16 protein-coding genes and 1 pseudogene are annotated in these 16,564 nt (G+C 64.6%); 12 read left to right on the top strand and 5 right to left on the bottom strand.

Translation table 11 applies throughout. The features are described 5' to 3' along the window. The first annotated feature begins 199 nt into the window (after positions 1 to 199). Both IF690_RS11785 and IF690_RS11780 read left to right on the top strand, forming a co-directional pair. Entirely contained in the window at positions 200 to 430 is a 231-nt protein-coding gene (locus IF690_RS11785; RefSeq protein ID WP_202700178.1) for a type II toxin-antitoxin system ParD family antitoxin, read from the top strand. Next, a pseudogene (locus IF690_RS11780) lies at positions 427 to 752 on the top strand (type II toxin-antitoxin system RelE/ParE family toxin); the annotation flags it as partial. The gene IF690_RS11785 and the pseudogene IF690_RS11780, both read left to right, overlap by 4 nt. 18 nt (positions 753 to 770) lie before the next feature. On the opposite strand, the gene IF690_RS11775 reads toward IF690_RS11780, so the two are convergent. After that, positions 771 to 1,682: a LysR family transcriptional regulator gene (locus IF690_RS11775; RefSeq protein WP_202700177.1), complete on the bottom strand. Its 912-nt coding sequence runs from the start codon at positions 1,680 to 1,682 to the stop codon at positions 771 to 773. A gap of 128 nt (positions 1,683 to 1,810) precedes the next feature. Here IF690_RS11775 and IF690_RS11770 point away from each other — a divergent pair, with 128 nt between their 5' ends. The 4 genes from IF690_RS11770 to IF690_RS11755 all read left to right on the top strand — a co-directional run bounded on the left by IF690_RS11770 (position 1,811) and on the right by IF690_RS11755 (position 7,154). Further along, positions 1,811 to 2,887, top strand: a complete 1,077-nt coding sequence (locus tag IF690_RS11770) for an AbrB family transcriptional regulator (protein ID WP_202700176.1) — start codon at positions 1,811 to 1,813, stop codon at positions 2,885 to 2,887. Between the two features lie 222 nt (positions 2,888 to 3,109). Then, entirely contained in the window at positions 3,110 to 5,335 is a 2,226-nt protein-coding gene (locus IF690_RS11765; RefSeq protein WP_202700175.1) for an LTA synthase family protein, read from the top strand. 130 nt (positions 5,336 to 5,465) lie between these two features. Further along, positions 5,466 to 6,314: an NAD-dependent protein deacetylase gene (locus IF690_RS11760; protein WP_202700174.1), complete on the top strand. Its 849-nt coding sequence runs from the start codon at positions 5,466 to 5,468 to the stop codon at positions 6,312 to 6,314. Between the two features lie 132 nt (positions 6,315 to 6,446). Then, a complete protein-coding gene (locus IF690_RS11755) occupies positions 6,447 to 7,154 on the top strand; it encodes a hypothetical protein (protein WP_202700173.1) in 708 nt (235 codons plus the stop codon). 23 nt (positions 7,155 to 7,177) lie between these two features. On the opposite strand, the gene IF690_RS11750 is transcribed toward IF690_RS11755, so the two are convergent. Beyond that, complete coding sequence (locus IF690_RS11750) at positions 7,178 to 8,083, bottom strand: LysR family transcriptional regulator (RefSeq protein ID WP_202700172.1); 906 nt, start codon at positions 8,081 to 8,083, stop codon at positions 7,178 to 7,180. A gap of 173 nt (positions 8,084 to 8,256) precedes the next feature. Here IF690_RS11750 and IF690_RS11745 point away from each other — a divergent pair, with 173 nt between their 5' ends. The 5 genes from IF690_RS11745 to IF690_RS11725 all read left to right on the top strand — a co-directional run bounded on the left by IF690_RS11745 (position 8,257) and on the right by IF690_RS11725 (position 12,506). Beyond that, the gene (locus IF690_RS11745; RefSeq protein WP_202700171.1) at positions 8,257 to 8,955 is read left to right on the top strand and encodes a CoA transferase subunit A; all 699 of its coding nucleotides are present in this window, start codon (positions 8,257 to 8,259) and stop codon (positions 8,953 to 8,955) included. A 31-nt stretch (positions 8,956 to 8,986) separates the two neighbouring features. Next, positions 8,987 to 9,646, top strand: coding sequence for a CoA transferase subunit B (locus IF690_RS11740; protein ID WP_009043191.1), 660 nt, complete (start codon positions 8,987 to 8,989; stop codon positions 9,644 to 9,646). Between the two features lie 14 nt (positions 9,647 to 9,660). Beyond that, positions 9,661 to 10,839 (top strand): acetyl-CoA C-acetyltransferase, encoded by a 1,179-nt coding sequence (locus tag IF690_RS11735; protein WP_202700170.1) that lies wholly within the window; start codon positions 9,661 to 9,663, stop codon positions 10,837 to 10,839. Between the two features lie 345 nt (positions 10,840 to 11,184). After that, positions 11,185 to 11,775 carry a hypothetical protein gene (locus tag IF690_RS11730; protein ID WP_202700169.1) on the top strand — a complete coding sequence of 197 codons (591 nt, stop codon included), beginning with the start codon at positions 11,185 to 11,187 and terminating at the stop codon, positions 11,773 to 11,775. A 23-nt stretch (positions 11,776 to 11,798) separates the two neighbouring features. Beyond that, positions 11,799 to 12,506 carry a hypothetical protein gene (locus IF690_RS11725; protein ID WP_202700168.1) on the top strand — a complete coding sequence of 236 codons (708 nt, stop codon included), beginning with the start codon at positions 11,799 to 11,801 and terminating at the stop codon, positions 12,504 to 12,506. A gap of 21 nt (positions 12,507 to 12,527) precedes the next feature. Here the strand turns inward: IF690_RS11725 and IF690_RS11720 are convergent, their stop codons facing one another. Together IF690_RS11720 and IF690_RS11715 are read right to left on the bottom strand one after the other, a co-directional pair. After that, entirely contained in the window at positions 12,528 to 13,733 is a 1,206-nt protein-coding gene (locus IF690_RS11720) for an MFS transporter (RefSeq protein WP_202700167.1), read from the bottom strand. 72 nt (positions 13,734 to 13,805) lie between these two features. After that, positions 13,806 to 14,729 (bottom strand): LysR family transcriptional regulator, encoded by a 924-nt coding sequence (locus tag IF690_RS11715; RefSeq protein ID WP_202700166.1) that lies wholly within the window; start codon positions 14,727 to 14,729, stop codon positions 13,806 to 13,808. A gap of 136 nt (positions 14,730 to 14,865) precedes the next feature. On the opposite strand from IF690_RS11715, the gene lysA reads away from it, so the two are divergent. Further along, a complete protein-coding gene (gene lysA / locus IF690_RS11710) occupies positions 14,866 to 16,104 on the top strand; it encodes a diaminopimelate decarboxylase (RefSeq protein ID WP_202700165.1) in 1,239 nt (412 codons plus the stop codon). A 90-nt stretch (positions 16,105 to 16,194) separates the two neighbouring features. On the opposite strand, the gene IF690_RS11705 is transcribed toward lysA, so the two are convergent. After that, a complete protein-coding gene (locus IF690_RS11705; protein ID WP_038631449.1) occupies positions 16,195 to 16,488 on the bottom strand; it encodes a DUF3144 domain-containing protein in 294 nt (97 codons plus the stop codon). Between the last annotated feature and the right edge of the window lie 76 nt (positions 16,489 to 16,564).

The following is a 16,564-nucleotide window of genomic DNA, read 5'->3' as shown; positions in this document are numbered from 1 at the left end:
CCCCGATGAAACTCATGTACCGGCACTGCGAACGGCACGCTAACGACCGCATCGGTTGGCCGCGAGCTTGGTGGTTGGTCCTTGCGGTGGGAGCCCAGCGTGGCGCCATGGATCGGCGGCATGTCCCTGATGTTCCTCGCTGGCAAGGTGAGGCTGGAGGCGTAACCTTTGGCAAACTTTGTCAAACGTGGACAAAACCATGAGCACCATGAACATTTCCCTGCCAGAAGCCCTCAAGGCCTTCGTCGACGATCAGGTCAGCCAGCGGGGCTACAGCACCAGCAGCGAGTACGTCCGGGAGCTGATCCGCAAGGATCAGGATCGACAGCACCTGCGCGGTCTGCTGTTGGCAGGGGTTGAATCGGCGCCTGGCACTCCCGTGGACGGCCATTACTTCGACACTCTACGCGCCAGGGTCCGTAAGGAATGAAGGCACAACGGGTCATTCCAAGGGCTCTGGCCAATCAGGATGTAGAAGACGCTATCGATGACGACCTGGCTCAACAGGCCGGGCAGGCGGCCTCGGGCTTCATCGACGACCTGCAAGCCGCCTATGCGCAGATCGCCCGGCATCCGGCTTCAGGCCTTTCCCGCTCCCCCATGAGCTCGATTTGCCAGGGCTTTTCTACTGGCCATTGAGTCGCTATCCCTATCTGGTGTTCTACGCCCGGCACGACGACCCCATTGACGTGTGGCGCGTCCTGCACGCCATGCGGGACATTCCCGCCTCGCTGACGGAAAGCCCCGCACACGGATCGACCAGACGCGGACTACAGAACCCCGTCGGCGGTGAAGAACTGCCGCCCATTGCGCTTGAGCAAATCCAGCAACAGCTGGGCCGCCGGCGACAGGTAGCCTTCGGTCCGCACCAGCACCACGATGCTGCGATGCATGCGGGTTTGCGCCAGCGGCACTTCCCGCAGGTGGGCGATGCCCTTGAAGTCGTCCAGGGTTTCCCGGGCCAGGAAGCTCAGCAGCCCGGTCTTGGCGATCAGCCGCGGCAGCAGGGAGATGGTGTTGGTCTCGATCTGCACCGAGGGCAACGGCAGCTTGTGACTCTGGAACACGTTATCGATCCAGCGCCGGGCCGAGACCCCGGTTCCCGGCAGTACCCAGCGGTAGTCGCACAGGTCGCGCAGGCGCATCGGCGTGTCGAACACCGGATGGTCGCGGCTGGCCACCACCACGGCCTGGTCTTCGAACAGGGTGTGGTGGCTCAGGTGCGGGTCCCCCTCGGACAGCGGGCAGATCACCATGTCCAGACGCCCCGAGCGCAGAGACTCGCGGAGCACATCGTCCTGGCCGATCACCAGGCTCAGGGTGATGTCCGGGGCGCGCTCCAGCAAGGTCGCGGTCATCTGCGGCAGCAGGTGCTCGGCCATGCTGGCGGCGCAGCCCAGGCGGATATTGCCGAGCACGCCGCTGGCAAAATCGCGCACCTCGCGATGGGTCTCGGCGATGTTCTGCTGCAACTGCCGCGCGCGCTGTTGCAGCAACAGCCCCACCGCCGTCAGCTTGATCCGCCGCCCGTCACGCTCGAACAGCCTGGTGCCGAAGGACTCCTCCAGGCGCTGGATGCTTTTGCTCAGCGCCGGCTGGCTACGATTGAGCTTCTGCGCCGCGCGCCCGAGGTGGCCGAGCTCGGCGATGGTTTCGAAATAGGTCAGGTCGCGCAGGTCCATGATCGATAAACCAGGGTTATTGGTTGATCACAATTAGAAACTGGACTTGATCAATTGCGCTATCAATAATTTGCTCCGAAGCGCTGGTAGCAACGGTCCCGCAACAGGAACGGCCAGCGCGCTGGAGAATGCCCTTGCCTCGTCCCTCGCCTTTGTCCCTGTCCGCCTGGCCCCTTGCATTGCAATGGCTGGCGTTGCTGATCCTCGCCGGCTGCGCCGGGCAGTTGCTGAAACATTTCCAGGTGCCCGCCGGGCAGTTCCTCGGGCCGATGCTGGTGGCCATCGGTTTCGGCGTCAGCGGCGCCAGCATCCGCGTGCCGCGCCAGGCCTTCCGCCTCGGCCAGGGCTCGGTCGGGGTCCTGGCCGCCCACTCCATGACCATGGCCGTGCTGGCCTCGATGGCCCAGTCCTGGCCGGTGATGCTGTTCGCCACCCTGCTCACCGTTTGCCTCAGCGCCCTGGTCGGCCTGGCGCTGGTACGCCTCGGCGGCCTGCCACCCAGCACCGCGGCCTGGGGCACCGCACCGGGGGCGGCCTCGGCCATGGTGGCGATGGCCGATGATTTCGGCGCCGACGCGCGGGTGGTGGCCACCATGCAGTACGTGCGAGTGGTGTGCGTGGTGATGATCGGCGCCCTGGCCAGCCACTGGATCGGCGTCCCGGCCGGCGGCAGCCAGGCCCACAGCACCGAGGTGGTGCTGCAGACCTTCACCCTGCTCAACCTCGGCCTGACCCTGGGCACCATAGTCTTCGGCGTGTTGCTCGGGTCGCGCGTGCCGGCCGGGGCCCTGCTGGTGCCGCTGCTGATCGGCGGCGCGCTGCAGATCTCCGGGCTGCTGCACATCACCCTGCCCGGCTGGCTGCTGGCCCTGGCCTATGGCGCCATCGGCTGCTACATCGGCCTGCGCTTCGACCGGCAGACCGTACGCTACGTCTGGACCCGCCTGCCGGCGATGATCTTCGGCGCGGTACTGCTGATCGCCCTCTGCGCACTGTCGGCCTGGCTGCTGGCGCACTGGCTGGACAAGGATTTCCTCTCGGTCTATCTCGCCACCAGCCCCGGCGGCCTGGACGCCATGACGATCATCGCGGTGGACACCCACGCCGACGTCGGCCTGGTGCTGGCCATGCAGACCCTGCGCCTGTTCGCGGTGATCGTCAGCGGCGCTTTTTTCGCCCGGCTGATCATCAAGTGGTCGCGCTGAACCCTGGAACCGCGCGTCTTTAAACACTCTGAAATAGTAAATCCGAGCGCCATCCTCCCTTCCCTGGCTCCGCCGCCAGGCGCGTGAATACAGGCTTCAAGCCGCCGCCCCGGAGTGCCCCGGGCCGTTTCGCCAGCGGCCCGGGAGCTTATTTCCCTGTCGAATAAGAAACGTCTCGCCGCCGGCTGTTGTTACCATGGCGCACATTTGCATGACGATTTAATGACTGGCAGGTTTTTCGTGAATTTCATCCGGCGTGTTTTCCATCATCCCCTGGCGCCCCTCGGCGCATTGCTGAGCCTGGTGCTGCTCGTGCCCCTGGTGGCGCGTGCGCTGCTCGGCTGGTCCGCCCCCCTGGGCTATCTCTCGGACCTGGGCACCGCGGGCCTGTTGACCCTGCTGCTGTACCGCCGGCCCTGGTGGCTGGCCCTGCCGGTGCTACTGGTGTGGGCCCTGCTGAGCATCGCCAGCGCCGAGCTGGTCAGCGCCGTGGGCCGCCTGCCCAACGCCGCCGACCTGCATTACCTGTTCGACCCGCAGTTCGTCGGCAACTCCACCGGTGGCGGCCTGGCTCATCCCTGGCTGGCGGCGGCGCTGCTGTCCGGGCTGGTGCTATGGCTGGCCGTGCAATGGGCCGCCCGTGGCACCCGCGCGCCGCGCTTGCCACGCCATGCCTGGGCCGCCCCGGCGCTGCTGTGGCTGGCCCATGGCGGCGTGCAATACCTGAACCCCAGCGAAGCCGACCAGTGGCGCCTGTTCAACCTGCCGCACCAGTTGCTCGCGGCCGCCGCCGGCCAGGGCCAGGTGCAGCTGGAACAATGGCTGGAAGGCGATGTGCCCGAGCTGCCGGTGCAGATGGCCGGCCTGACCCGGCTCGACCTCGACGGCGAACCGCTGCTGGCCGCCCCGGGCCAGGCGCGCAACCTGCTGGTGATCGCCCTGGAAGGCATTCCCGGCGCCTATATCAAGACCAACCGCGAGGCCCTGCACAGCCGCTACCAGGACAACCTGATGCCCAAGCTCGGCGCCTGGGCCGAACGCGGCATGAACACCCCGGACTACGTGCTGCACAGCCACCAGACCATCCGCGGCCTGTACGCCATGCTCTGCGGCGACTACGACAAGCTCGACAACGGGACGCCCAAGGGCATCGAGTTGCTGACCCAAAGCCAACGCAACCAGGCCTGCCTGCCGGCCCAGCTACGCAAGCAAGGGTTCGCCACCCATTACCTGCAAGGCGCCGGCCTGCGCTTCATGGCCAAAGACAAGATCATGCCGCACATCGGCTTCGACTCGACCCACGGCCTGGAGTGGTTCAGCAACGCCAACTACCTGGACTTCCCCTGGGGCAAGGACGACAAGGCGTTCTTCGAAGGCGCGCTGGACTATGTCGGCCAGCTGAAAAAACAGAAGCAGCCGTGGATGCTCACCCTGCTGACCGTCGGCACCCACCAGCCCTACTCCGCGCCCGAGGAATACCTCAACCGCTTCGACACACCGAAGCAGGCCGCGGTGGCCTACCTGGACGACGCCATCGGCCAGTTCATGGACCAGCTGGAGCGCCAGGGCGTGCTGAAGGACACCCTGGTGGTGATCACTTCGGATGAGTCCCACGGCATCGATGGCGTGCGCCTGGCGTCGTCCTGGGGCTTCAACCTGATGCTCGCCCCGGAGCAGGCGCAATTGCCCACACTCAAGTCCGGGACCTACGGCCATGTCGACCTGAGCGCCTCGGTGCTCGACTACTTCGGTTTCCAGGTGCCGGACAGCCTCAGCGGTCGCTCGCTGTTTCGCGACTACGCCCAGGGCCGGGAAATCATGTCCTACACCAACGGCAAGCTGCGTTATCACGATGGCCAGGGCACCCTGACCGAGTGCGATTTCCAGCAGCGCTGCCGCTACTACGCCAGCACCGGTTTCATCGCCGACAGCGCCACCTTCAAGGGCCAGTACGGCGGTTTGCGCGCGCGCCAGATCAGCGCCCGGGCCGAGGGCCTGGACCGCACCCTGCTGCAATCGCCGCTGAACCTGCACTACCAGTTCGGCAGCCCGGCGATCATCCCGCTGCAAGCGCAGATCAAGGACGACTGGGCCGACAACCTGATCGGCGCACAGTACCTGGAAATGCCCAAGGGCTCGCTGACCCGCGTGCGCTTCACCGTGCGTTCGGCCGACCCGCAACAGAACGCCTACATCCTGCTCAAGGGCAAGGAGCGCGAGCAGGATGTGCCCCTGGGCCTGCCGGAAGAGATGCTGGTCACCCCCGACCAGCCGCTGGAAATGGACTTCAGCTTCGCCAACCCGGAATCGCGCAAGGCCTTCTCCTTCCACCTGCTGGGCTACGGCCTGGGCGCGGTGGAAGTCAGTGACTTCAGCGTGATCACCGAACTGCCGGGGCAAGAAGAAGCCAGCGAAGAGCCCCAGGACGACAGCGCGCAGTCCTCCTGAATCCCCACCCCGGGACGCTGGACGGCGGCACCACCGTCCAGCTTTCGCGCCCTTGTCTAAACTCCTCGTCAGGCACCAGGTAGGGCCTCGCTGCGGTTCGCAGCGCCACCGCCAGAGCATGAGGACGCACATGACCGACACCCTGGACACCCCGCTGGAGCAGTTGCAGCGACTGATGGCCGAGCGCCCCTTCATGGTCCTCACCGGCGCCGGCATCAGCACCCCTTCGGGGATTCCCGACTACCGCGACAACGACGGTGTGCGTCGCGGCAACCAGCCGATGATGTACCAGGAGTTCCTGGCCGAGCCCAAGGCCCGGCGCCGCTACTGGGCGCGGGCCATGCTCGGCTGGCCGCGGATCCGCCAGGCGCGGCCGAACGCGGCCCACGAAGCCCTGGCCCATTTGCAGGCGCGACAGAAAATCGCCGGGGTCATCACCCAGAACGTCGACACCCTGCACGACCAGGCCGGCAGCCGCGACGTGATCGAACTGCACGGCAACCTGCACCGGGTGGTCTGCCTCGATTGCACGCAACGCAGCGATCGGCAGGCGATCCAGCAGTTGCTGGAGCTGCACAATCCCTACCTGGCCGGCGTCGATGCGGTGCAGGCGCCCGACGGCGATACCCTGCTCGACCCGGCCTTCGAGGAACGCTTCCAGGTGCCCCGCTGCCCCCATTGCGATGGCGAACGGCTGAAACCGGATGTGGTGTTCTTCGGCGAAAACGTGGCCCAGGCCACCGCGGCCAAGGCCCTGCGCAGCGTCGAGCAGGCCGCCGGCTTGCTGGTCGTGGGTTCGTCCTTGATGGCTTATTCGGCCTTTCGCCTGTGCAAGGTCATGGCCGACCAGGGCAAGCCGCTGATCGCCATCAACTTCGGCAAGACCCGCGCCGACGAGCTGCTGGACCTGAAGATCGCCGCCTCCTGCGAGCAGCTGTTGCCGCGGCTGGCCGAGCGCCTGGACGGACACCGTTGCTAGCCAACTGATAGCAGATTGTCAGCTAATCTTCCGATGACAGGTTTTCTACACGATGGCGAACCATGAGCAGTGCATTGATGGGGGAAACCCGACGCCTATGTGACTCATGCCGAACGGAGCCAGGAGAAAACCATGAACGAGTTCCTGAACCCAAAATCCATGCTGACGCCAGGCGCCGCCGGGGCTATCGTCATGCTCATTGCCAACACGCTCTGCTCGCAATTCCCTGAGCTGGCTTTCCGCTGGATGGCCATTAGCCTTAGCTTTCTGGTCGGCCTGATCGTATTCTGGTCGGCGGAGCTGAAGCTGGGACATCGCGCTGCCTTCTGGGCTGTCAATTCGCTGATTATTTTCTCCGTCGGGGTCGGTACCTCCAACATCGCGGCCAATGTTCAACGACCCGCCGCTCCCCCTACCGCATCCAGCCAAATCGACAACCAAGGGCCTGACCTGAGCTTCTTCCCGAAGGCTTATGCGGGAGCGGCCTTTACCTCCGCTGAAAATGCGCAGTTGGAGCGCATCAAATCGGTGCTCTCACAGCAAGCCGAACTCATCTCCAATATTCAGAGTGAAAACAAAAAACTCCGGGCCACCCTGGAAAAAGAAGCGGCTCTTGCCAACCAGAACACAGACCAGCCACCGCCTCTCCCCGCCGAAAATGCCGCAACACTCGCCGAGGAACAGCAACGAGCAGAACAACAAGCTCGCGAAACCCAGGCGAAGATCGAGCAACTGAAACACGAGCAAAGGATTTTGAATGAGCAACTGGACAAAGCCGAAGCATCCAAAACGTTGAGAGATCCGCTGAGGCAACAAAGAAGCTTCTTCAAAGTTTGGTAACCGCCGCCCCCCATGAAGGGCATTCAGGCCAGACAGTGAAGCCGCTCGGCCAGACCGGCCCCACGCAGAATGTCGAACAGCGCCTGGGCCGCGCTCGACAGCTCGTGCCCGGGGTTGGTCAACACGCCGATGGCGCGCTCCACCACCGGGTCGCGCAGGGTGATGCAGCGCGCGCCCAGCTCGCGCATCTGCCCGGCGCACAGGGCCGGCACCGCGCTCACGCCAAGGCCGCTGGCGACCATGCGCCCCACCGTCGCCAGTTGATGGCTTTCGAATTCCACCGGCAACTTCATCTGCCGCGCCAGCAAATGTTCTTCAAGCATCACCCGCACCGTGGATGGCCGTTGCAGGGTGATGAAGGGCTGCTCCAGCAGCGACTGCCAGTCGATGTCCTTCAGGTCGGCCAGGGGTGAATCGCTGGGCACCACGGCGACGAAGCGGTCGATGTACAGCGGGGTGAATTGCAGCGACGCGCTTTGCTGCGGCTCGAAGGCCACCCCCAGCTCCACCTGGCGGTCGCGGACCATCTCCAGCACCTGCTCGTTGATCACGTCGTTGACCGTGACGTTGACCTGCGGGTAACGCGCGCGAAAGGTCTTGAGGATCGGCGGCAGCAGGTTGCCGGCAAAGGACGGCATGGCCGCCAGGGTCACCCGCCCGCGTTGCAGGGTGAAGCGCTGGCGCAGTTCGTCCTCGGCGTTGTCCCAGTCGGCGATCAGGCGCCGCGCCAGGGGCACCAGGGCCTCGCCTTCCGGGGTCAGGGCGACGTTGCGCGTATTGCGGCTGAACAGCCGCCCGCCCAGGCCATCCTCCAGGGCCTTGATGGTCAGGCTCAGGGCCGACTGCGACAGGTGCAGGCGCTCGCAGGCCACGGCGAAACTCAGGCTCTGGGCCACGGCCAGGAAGGCGCGGATCTGTTTCACGGTCATTCGGAGCTCCAAGAGAGAGGCAACGTGCAGCCAATTATCCTGTTTTATAAATCAATCAACCTTAAAAATAAACTTAACAAATGAATGCCTCGGCGCAACACTGCGGCTCACTCTCTTCATACGGCCAGCCAGCCGGCTGGCAACGTTAATACCAATAACAAGAGGATGTGCAGATGGCAGGTTTCGACAAGCGCGTGGCGTCCTACGAGGAAGCCCTCGAAGGTCTCAAGGACGGCATGACCGTGATCTCCGGCGGCTTCGGCCTGTGCGGCATTCCGGAAAACCTGATCGCCGAGATCAAGCGTCGCGGCACCCGCGACCTGACCGTGGTCTCCAACAACTGCGGCGTCGACGGTTTCGGCCTCGGCGTGCTGCTGGAAGACCGGCAGATCAGCAAGGTGGTGGCCTCCTACGTCGGTGAAAACGCCCTGTTCGAGCAGCAGCTGCTGAGCGGCGAAATCGAAGTGGTGCTGACCCCACAAGGCACCCTGGCCGAGAAAATGCGCGCCGGCGGCGCCGGCATCCCGGCCTTCTTCACCGCCACCGGCGTCGGCACCCCGGTCGCCGACGGCAAGGAAACCCGTGAATTCAACGGCCGCGCCTACCTGATGGAAGAGTCCATCACCGGCGACTTCGCCATCGTCAAAGGCTGGAAGGCCGACCACTTCGGCAACGTGGTCTACCGCCACACCGCCCAGAACTTCAACCCGCTGGCCGCCACCGCCGGCAAGATCACCGTGGTCGAGGTCGAAGAGATCGTCGAGCCGGGCGAACTGGACCCGACGCAGATCCACACCCCCGGCATCTACGTCGACCGGATCATTTGCGGCACGTTCGAAAAACGCATCGAACAGCGCACCGTGCGCAAGTAATCGCCCGCCCAACGACTGACGGAGAATAAAAATGGCTCTTACCCGCGAACAAATGGCTCAGCGCGTCGCCCGCGAACTGCAGGACGGCTTCTACGTGAACCTCGGCATCGGCATCCCGACCCTGGTGGCCAACTACATCCCCGACGGCATGGAAGTGATGCTGCAATCGGAAAACGGCCTGCTCGGCATGGGCGCCTTCCCCACCGACGACGAAGTCGATGCGGACATGATCAATGCCGGCAAGCAGACCGTCACCGCGCGCATCGGCGCGTCGATTTTCTCTTCCGCCGAATCCTTCGCGATGATCCGTGGCGGCCATATCGACCTCACCGTGCTCGGCGCCTTCGAGGTCGACGTGCAGGGCAACATCGCCTCGTGGATGATCCCCGGCAAGCTGGTCAAGGGCATGGGCGGCGCCATGGACCTGGTGGCCGGCGCGGACAACATCATCGTCACCATGACCCACGCCTCGAAAGACGGCGAGTCGAAACTGCTGTCGCGCTGCAGCCTGCCGCTGACCGGCGCCAACTGCATCAAGCGCGTGCTGACCGACCTGGCGTACCTGGAGATCGAGAACGGCGCGTTCATCCTCAAGGAGCGCGCCCCGGGCGTGAGCGTCGAGGAAATCGTCGGCAAGACCGCCGGCAAGCTGATCGTGCCGGCCCACGTGCCTGAAATGCAGTTCGCCTGAGGAGCAACCAGACCATGCAAGACGTCGTAATCGTTGCCGCCACCCGCACCGCGGTCGGCAGTTTCCAGGGTTCGCTGGCCAATATCCCCGCGGTCGATCTCGGCGCCGCGGTGATCCGCCAGCTGCTGGCCCAGACCGGCCTGGACGGTGCCCAGGTCGATGAAGTGATCATGGGCCAGGTGCTCACCGCCGGCGCCGGGCAGAACCCCGCGCGCCAGGCCGCGATCAAGGCCGGCCTGCCCCACGCCGTGCCGGCGCTGACCCTGAACAAGGTCTGCGGCTCCGGCCTCAAGGCTTTGCACCTGGGCGCCCAGGCGATCCGCTGCGGCGACGCCGAGGTGATCATCGCCGGCGGCCAGGAGAACATGAGCCTGGCCAACTACGTGCTGCCCGGCACCCGCACCGGCCTGCGCATGGGCCACGGCCAGATCGTCGACAGCATGATCAGCGACGGCCTGTGGGACGCCTTCAACGACTACCACATGGGCATCACCGCCGAGAACCTGGTGGACAAATACGGCATCAGCCGCGAAGCCCAGGACGCCTTTGCCGCCGCCTCGCAGCAGAAAGCCGTGGCCGCCATCGAGGGCGGGCGTTTCGCCGATGAGATCACCCCGATCCTGATTCCCCAGCGCAAGGGCGACCCCGTGGCCTTCGCCACCGACGAGCAGCCGCGCGCCGGCACCACCGCCGAGTCCCTGGGCAAGCTCAAGCCGGCCTTCAAGAAAGACGGCACGGTCACCGCCGGCAACGCCTCGTCGCTGAACGACGGCGCCGCCGCGGTGATCCTGATGAGCGCCGCCAAGGCCAAGGCCCTGGGCCTGCCAGTGCTGGCGAAGATCGCCGCCTACGCCAATGCCGGCGTCGACCCGGCGATCATGGGCATCGGCCCGGTGTCGGCCACCCGCCGCTGCCTGGAAAAGGCCGGCTGGTCCCTGGAGCAACTGGACCTGATCGAAGCCAACGAAGCCTTCGCCGCCCAGTCGCTGTCGGTGGGCCAGGAGCTGGGTTGGGACGCGAGCAAGGTCAATGTCAATGGCGGCGCCATCGCCCTCGGCCACCCGATCGGCGCCTCGGGCTGCCGGGTGCTGGTGACCCTGCTGCACGAGATGCTCAAGCGCGATGCCAAAAAAGGCCTGGCGACCTTGTGCATCGGCGGCGGCCAGGGCGTGGCATTGGCCATCGAACGCTAGTTTACCGCGCACCACGGCCGGCCCTCGGACCCACGACATCCGGCGGCCAGCCGGCAACACACCCGGCGCACCTCATGGTGCGCCGGGTTCATTCTACGGCCCGGCCGACGCTGAACAGAGGCCGCTGGCAGCCGCCTGTCCGTCAGCTACATTCAACTCATACGGCTGGCGAGCCCCGTTTTCCACGCCTTCCTGCCCACTGGCTCACGGCTGAAACAGTCCAGGCCGCTGCGCGAAGCGTTATCTGTCGAAGCCGGATCACAGCGCTCAAGCCCGCATGGGCAGAGCCCGATACGCCACCCAGCCCTTCGCCTGCTTCATCGACCCGATAACGAGGAGCGGAACATGCGCCTGACCAGATGCCTGCTCTACACCGGCTTTTGCATCGTGCTGGCGGGGCTGGCCAGCCTCCAGGCCACTGCCGGCCCCTCCTTCGACGCGGACAGGAAAGAACTCGGGAAACTCTCGGCCAGCGCCGGCGCCGAACTGCACCGGGGCTTGCAGAAATCCCACGAAATGCTGATGTACCTCGAACTGCGGGACACCCTGCACGCCACCGAGGCCAAGGCAGCGGCCCTGCAACACTTCAACGAGTCAGCCGTGCTGTTCAAGAAAGTCGCTGCAAGCGCCCCCGAGCGCAAGATCCTCTACCAGCCTCGGGATGACCGTGAAAAAGAAGCCATCGCCGCCTTCCAGGAGCGCTTGAAAGAGCTGGATGTGGCGCTGCCCGGCACCGAGAAACAGCTGGCCGACCTGGCCGTCACTGCAGTGACCAGGCATATCCATGTGCTGGAAAAGTCCAGCTTCAAGGCGACCCAGGCCGACTACCCATCCTTGCGCAAGGCCCTGCGCTCGCAAGCCCTGTTGCTCGACCTGGGCATCCTCAGCTCCATTGTCTGGAGCCTGTCGGCCGATCAGCCTAGCGTGACCAACTAAAGCCATTTATCAAGGATCAAGTCATGAAAAAAAGGATTGTTCTTGTACTTTCCGGCATCTTTCTCGGCAGCATCTGCATACTACTGGCCCTCTATTGGCCCACCGGCATAAAAGACATACGCCCTGAAATAGGCAAATCTACCCTGCAGCTGTTGGTGGTATCCGTGATCGGCACAATTGTCTCGCTGCTGGTCTTTGAGTATCAGCAAGAACGACAAGCCAGCGAAAAAAAGCGCGACCAACAGCAAAAGCATTTCGAATACCGAGAATCGCTTTTGATCTCCGTGCTTTCCCGAACCGCGAACGCCTATAGCTGGGCAAAAAAAGCTCGGCGAATGACCAGGGCGCATATGACGCTCACAGGGACGACACGCCAGCTTTCGCTGGCCCAATACGACGTTTTTTTTGACTTGATCAACGAGGCTCAACTGGAGCTGGAAAATCTCAAACGGGATATCAGAACTATTTCCAAGACCATTACCACCCCCGAAAAACTGATTGAAAAACTGCACACGATGGATAGCTATCTGGGAGAGCTGATAACGGAATATGAAGACTCTCGACAGAAGTTCATCGGAACTCTCCTCACCCTCCCTATCAGTGATTTTCCATTACTGGATAACTACGTCAGGCCAGCGAACAACAGCAATTTTATGTCTGCAATGATCAAGCCTTACAGCGAGATCCAGGCGGCCATTCGCAAAGACCTGTTTCATCCCAACCTACCCTAAGCGGGTCAACCGCAAGCGCTGTCACTGCGACTTCGGCTTGCCCATCAGCAACAGCAACGACAACGCGGCAAACCCCGCCCCGGCGTAGAACGTCAGCGCCGCGCCATGGGCCTGCCACAGCCAGCCGGCGATCACGCTGGCCAGCAACAGGGCGATCCCGCTCAGCAGGTTGAACACGCCAAAGGCCGTACCCTTGAGGTCGGCGGGGGTGGTGTCGGCCACCAGGGTGACGAGGATGCCCTGGCTGAAGCCCATGTGCAGGCCCCACAGGGCGACGCCGAGCAGCACCATCGGCACCGAGTCGGCATAGGCCAGCACCAGGTCGGCGAGGATCAGCAACAGCAGGCCGACGCTGAGCAAGATGCTGCGATTGATGTGATCCGACCATTTGCCGACCGGATAGGCCGAAACCATGTAGAACCCGGCCATGACCACCATCACCAGCGGCACCCAGGCGGCGGAGAAACCCAGTTGCTGGGCCCGCAGCACCAGGAACGCCTCGCTGAAGCGGGCCAGGGTGAAGGCCGCGCCGATGGCCACCACCCACCAGTAATGCCGGGAAAACCGCCGCAGCGAGGCCAGGCGCAACGGCGACTGGAAGTGCCGGGTACCGGGGGCATGCTCGGGTTCGCGGATGGCGAAGATCAGCAGCGCCACCGCCAGCGCCGCGGGGATCACCGCCAGCCACAGGACTTGGGCGATATCGTTGGCCAGCCACAGCATCAGGGCGATGGCCAGGATCGGGCCGACGAACGCCCCCACGGTGTCCAGCGACTGGCGCAGGCCAAAACAGGCGCCGCGAATTTCTGCCGGGGCCACGTCCGCCACCAGGGCATCCCGTGGCGCGCCGCGAATGCCCTTGCCGATGCGGTCCAGCAGGCGCGCGCTGAACACCAGCTCCGCCGAAGCCGCCAGGGGGAACAGCGGCTTGGTCAGCGCCGCCAGGCCGTAACCGAGCAACAGCAGTTCCTTGCGCCGGCCGATGAAGTCGCTGAGGGCGCCGGAAAAGACTTTCACGATCAGCGCCGTGGCTTGCGCCACGCCCTCGATGATGCCGACCACCAGCATGCTGATCCCCAGGGTTGCGACCATGTACAGCGGCAACAGGCTGTGCACCAGCTCGGACGATACGTCCATGAACAGGCTGACGAACCCCAGCGCCCAGACCGTGCGCGGAATGCCGCGGCCCAGGTGTTTCCCGGATTCGCTCGTTACAGGTCCCGCCATGACAGACATCCCCCAGGGTTTACCAAGGATCCGGTTGCTCCAAGCCTAGGCCGACAACGGCGGCAATGCCCGTCATGGCTGCAGCAGTCGACGCTCGAGGGCCGCGGCCAGGGCCGACGCCTCCTGTTTCAAGGAGGCGCAGAAGGCCTCGACGAAAATCGACGACGGCCGGTAATCCGGGCGGATCAGCATCACCCGGTACGGCACCGACAACTGCAGCGGGCGGATCGCCAGGCCCCTGCCCGCCTCCTCCATGGCGCTCAGTGGGTTGATGATCGCCACCCCCAGTTGCTGGCGCACCATGGCGCAGACCGAGGCGGCGTTGGTGGTTTCGATCACCACGCGGCGGTCGATGCCGGCCTGGCGAAAGTGCTCGTCGAGGGTCTGACGATAGATGTCCAGGCCCGACAGGTTGATGAAATCCACCCCGCGAAAGTCTTCGCTGTGCAGCAGCGGCTTGGCCAGCAACGGATGCCCTTCCGGCAGGATGCACACCATGTCGGCGCAGAACAGCAATTCGCCCTGGGTGCCCCGTGGCAGGTGCTCGCTTTCAGTCAGGCCCAGGTCGTGGCGCTGGGCGCTGAGGGACTCTTCCAACAAGGGCGATTCCTGGGCGGTGATGCTCAGGCCGATGCCGGCGTGGCGCTGCTGGAAGTGCTTGCACACCCGCGGCAGCAGGGTCTGGGAGAACAGCGGCAGGCAGGTCAGGCTCAACTGGCCGTGCTCGAAGCGGCGGATCGACTGCGCCACGCTGTTGATCCGCTCCAGGCCGACATAGGCCCGCTCCACCTCCTCCAGCAACAGCATGGCCTGGGCCGTCGGCAGCAGGCGGCCGCCCTCGCGGTCGAACAGGCTCAGCCCGGACAGGCTCTCCAGCCGCGCCAGCTCGCGACTGACCGTGGGTTGCGAGGTGAACAGCAGGCGCGCCGCGCCGGTGACGCTGCCGGCCTGCATGATGGCGCGGAACACCTCGATATGGCGCAGGGAAATGTCCACCGCTTGCTCCTTGGTTTGAGAGGTTGATTCATTCAACCCATATCAAAACTGAATCGAGATACAAAGAATAGATATTTTATTGAATACATCGCCCTCGGCATCATGCAGGCCTCTTTCCTCGCCACAGACGATTGCCATGGCCATTCCCTTTTCTCCCGAGCAACTGACCGCCGCCGCCCGCCAGTACGGCACCCCGTTGTGGTGCTACGACGCACGGACCATCAAGGTGCGCATCCAGCAACTGAAGGCCTTCGACGTGGTGCGTTACGCGCAGAAAGCCTGCTCCAACCTGCAGGTGCTGCGCCTGATCCGCGAGGCCGGGGTGCGGGTGGACGCGGTGTCCCTGGGGGAAATCGAGCGGGCGCTGCTGGCCGGGTTCAGCCCACAAGGCGACCCGGCCGGCATTGTCTTCACCTGCGACCTGTTCGACACCGCCACCCTGCAACGGGTGGTGGAACTGAACATCGAGGTCAATGCCGGCTCCATCGATATGCTGCGCCAGCTCGGCGAGAAGTCCCCGGGCCACCGCGTATGGCTGCGGATCAACCCGGGCTTCGGCCACGGCCATAGCCGCAAGACCAACACCGGCGGCGAAAACAGCAAGCACGGCATCTGGCACGAGCAGGTCGGCGAAGCCCTCGCGGTGATCCGCCAGTACGGCCTGAAACTGGTGGGCCTGCACATGCACATCGGCTCCGGCGTGGACTACGGGCACCTGGAGCAGGTCGGCGCGGCCATGGTGGCGACGGTCAAGTCCCTGGACCACGACATCGAGGCCTTCTCCATCGGCGGCGGCCTGTCCACTCCCTACCGCGCCGGCGACGAACCGGTGGACGTGCGCCGCTATGCCAACGCCTGGCGCCAGGCCCGCGAGGAAATCGAAGCCTGGCTCGGCCACGGCGTGCGCATGGAAATCGAACCCGGGCGGTTCCTGGTGGCCGAGGCCGGCTGCCTGGTCAGCGAAGTGCGGGTGGTGAAAGACGCCGGCAATCATCATTTCGTGCTGGCCGACACCGGCTTCAACGACCTGATGCGCCCGGCCATGTACGGCGCCTATCACGCCATGAGCCTGATCGACGCCAACGGCCAGGCGGTCCAGCGCGAACTGCGGCCCACCGTGGTCGGCGGCCCGCTGTGCGAGTCCGGCGATATCTTCACCCAGGACGACGAAAGCCTGACCCCGCAGCCGCTGCCCCAGGCCCGGGTCGGCGACCTGCTGGTGATCCACGACACCGGTGCCTACGGCGCCAGCATGTCCTCCAACTACAACAGCCGGCCGCTGCTGCCGGAGGTGCTGTTCGAGGACGGCCAGGTGAAACTGATCCGCCGCCGCCAGCCGCTGGCGGATCTGCTGGAACTGGAAATGGGGTTGTAACGGCGACATCACTGACGCTATCGCGGGCAAGCTCCGCGCCTTCGGAAGCTCACGGTCTTCTGCAGGAGCGGAGCTTGCCCGCGATGCTTTTCAGCTGTCCTGAGGCGTCATGTAGAGGCTGAAATTCTCGATGTAGTCGGTGAGGTTCTCTTCCAGCATCAGGCGAAATTCCTCGACGAAGTAATCCACCGCCTGCTGCTTGGCCGCCGCCAGCTCTTCGGCGTTGCGGCAACCGCAGGCGCTGACCCAGGCGGCAAACCGCGAGTTGGCGTACATCAGCGAGGCACTGGCCTTGCCGCGGCTGCTGTCGCTGATATGGGTGTTCGCCAGTTCGATGATGGCATCGGCGCGGTTGTAGAAGTCCTGATCCGGTTCGTTGGCCAAGGGGCATTCCTCTTGAGTAGTAAGAAAACCGGCGAGTATAAGAGCCTCGCGCTCGACCATCGACGGCTTTTGCTGC

It is taken from the genome of Pseudomonas sp. SK3(2021), assembly GCF_016772375.1.
In the GTDB taxonomy this organism is placed as follows: Bacteria; Pseudomonadota; Gammaproteobacteria; order Pseudomonadales; family Pseudomonadaceae; genus Aquipseudomonas; species Aquipseudomonas chlororaphis_I.
This window is presented reverse-complemented; position numbering and strand designations above follow the sequence as displayed.